We start from the raw sequence: 2,688 nt of genomic DNA, 5'->3' as shown, positions 1-2,688 counted from the left end.
ATAAATAACATCACCAATGCACAATATAATCATCGTGAAGATCATTATTAAATACTGCATCTGTGGATAACCTGTAAAAACATCATGATCATCGTTTCGAGACTCTTTTGATCATCTTTTCATAACCTTAATGATCATGCTTACGAATAAATATGATCATGCTTTCAGGTTATTGTTGATCATACTTTCAGACTTCTTATGATCATAGTTCCGAAACACATGGAAATAATAGTCTTATAGAACAAAAGCTTAGCGAGAAATTTCAAGCCAGATCATTAGATCATATAATCAATTAAGATCAGATTAATCAAAAAGATCAGTTATTTAAAAAACAATCTTTTTTCTTTATTTATGATCTGTTTTTCTTTATTCTTCGGAACCATAGCACAACTACGGCTAGTGTGATCTGGATCTAAAATGACGGCTGATGAAAAAATTCTGATTAAAGCACCGAGAAGCCACAAAGATGGCCATCTTTTTGAGGTACATGAATCCTCTGCGGATTGGGTAGAGCAGTACCAACATTTCAAAGGGGTGACCAAAAGCATCTTAGAGTTGCTTAATCTGATCTCATTACGAGGCTTCAGCAGCAAGGATGGTTTGGTTTCAACCACAGAGATTGTGGAAGCAACAGATGGGCAACTCACACGTGCAGCTCTGCAACAACGTTTGCGCGCGGCAGTAAATATTGGTTTATTTACTCAAACTCCAGTGCGTTTTGAAGAGGGACTTGCTGGTAAAACGATGCTACATAAATTTGTGAATCCCAATCAGCTTATATCTGTGTTGGGAGCAACAAGTCTTGTTACAGACAAAGTTCGCCAGAACGAGAAACAAAAACGTTCGAAAGCATTGGCTCAGACTCAAGTAAACAAACGTTTGTTGAATGAGCACGGGTTAAACACACCTCCCACGATGAAAGATGAAGCCGATCAATTTGTTGTATCTCCAACAAATTGGGCTGGGATCATTGATCAAGCACTTGCGCCACCAAGAACCCGAAAAAGTTATCAGAAATCCATGGTGTCGATCTCTGGCACAAAAGCCGTTATTGAGACGCGATCATCCAAAAATATCATGACTGTGGATGATCTCATGACCCTGTTCGCTCTCTTCACGTTAACAGTTCAGTACCATGATCATCACAAAGATCAGTATCAGCTTGATGCGGCTCACGTACCAAACAAAACGCCGCTATACATCACTGATATTTTGTCGCTCAGAGGCAAAAAAGACAGTGGCCCAGCTCGTGATTCCATTCGCGATAGCATTGATCGCATTGAATTCACTGATTTTCAGCTCCATGAACTTACTGGACGTTGGCTAAGTGAAAACATGCCAGAGGGCTTCAAAAGTGATCGTTTTCGTTTTCTTGCTCGAACCATCACGGCCTCTGAAGAGGCACCTGTGGAGGGAAGCGATGGTGAAATTCGTATCAAGCCAAACTTATATATTTTAGTTTGGGAACCTTCGTTTTATGAAGAGCTGTTAACGCGCGATTATTTCTTCTTGTTTCCGCCAGAGATCTTGAAACAACATACTTTAGTGTTTCAACTTTACTCTTTCTTCCGTAGTCGCATGGTTCGTCGTCACACGGATTGCATGCTACTGAGTGAGTTAAACCAGAAACTTGCACGTAACATTGAATGGCGACGTTTCTCCATGGATCTGATCCGAGAACTAAAGCGTTTGTCTGATGGAAAAGGGAATGATGATCTATTCGTCGTTAATTTGTGGGGTTATCACCTGACGATCGAAACCATGATCGAAAATGACAAAGTGATGGACTACCAGATCGACATCAAATGTGATGTCGAAGAGGTCTTACGTTATTCACGAGCGCGAACGACCAACGCAGGAAAGCGTAACATGGCGCCTACGCTGCCAAACCCACTTCGTAATGAGATGGTAACCCGACAACAGCTTGAGGAGCTCTCAGGCATCATAGACGGCGAATTTGAGCCCATTCAACGCAAAGCACCGTCTCCAAGAGGAAATTTAGGGCGACGCGTGAAGCAAAGAAAACATTTGGTAGAGATCAATGCTGATGAGATCACCATTACTCTATCTAAATATACCTCACCAGAGGCTCTAGAACGCAGTATAACGGCTTTGTCTGCGATGACAGGGCACTCGTATGCCTCAATCAAAGAAGAGTGCTCAGATTACATAGAGAAGCTCGATTGGCTAAGGGTAGGGGATGAGCCGATTCCTTATGAGACATTAAGTAAAACCGTCGAGCTGTTTAACACCCAGAACGATGTTAAGCATCTTACCATCGAGCGCTTGATTGCGGGGTTAGCGGTGCGTCGGAAAGTTTGTCGTCAAATCTTCGATGGTCACATGGATGAAATGGTATTTCGTGCCTTGGATGAAATGGCGATTTAAAAGTGTCGCTTGATGTGTATCAAGCTATAGGTGTGATGTATCGGTTTGAAATGTAACAATGTCTTTCGATGATAAAAAACAGACTTAACTCTTACAAACCACTGACATTAGAAGCCAAGCCTAATACTACTATTTATCCCGAATAGACAACCTTTTGTCCTTTCTGATGATTAATAGATTGGCTCATATTGTTACATTCATTCTGAATAGACTTCGCGAGTTTCTCCTCAGGAAACTCGCTTTTTTTTGCCTAAAATTCCGCTAATTAAACCTTGATCATGCTTCTTGAGTTCATTCCAA

1 protein-coding gene is annotated in these 2,688 nt (G+C 41.3%); it reads left to right on the top strand.

Translation table 11 applies throughout. The annotated features are described in order from the left end of the window. Positions 1 to 417 precede the first annotated feature (417 nt). On the top strand, positions 418 to 2,388 hold the full coding sequence (locus IQR33_RS17620; protein WP_017635223.1) for a replication initiator protein RctB domain-containing protein: 1,971 nt from the start codon (positions 418 to 420) through the stop codon (positions 2,386 to 2,388). Positions 2,389 to 2,688: the final 300 nt, after the last annotated feature.

It is taken from the genome of Vibrio sp. OPT46 (genome assembly GCF_015163535.1).
In the GTDB taxonomy this organism is placed as follows: domain Bacteria; phylum Pseudomonadota; class Gammaproteobacteria; order Enterobacterales; family Vibrionaceae; genus Vibrio; species Vibrio alginolyticus.
The sequence above is the reverse complement of the archived record's forward strand: the minus strand, read 5'-3'. Positions and strand labels throughout refer to the sequence as shown.

Coding starts and splice junctions, on each gene's coding strand:
- IQR33_RS17620 (WP_017635223.1), top strand. CDS start 418: ATGACGGCTGATGAAAAAATTCTGATTAAAGCACCGAGAAGCCACAAA.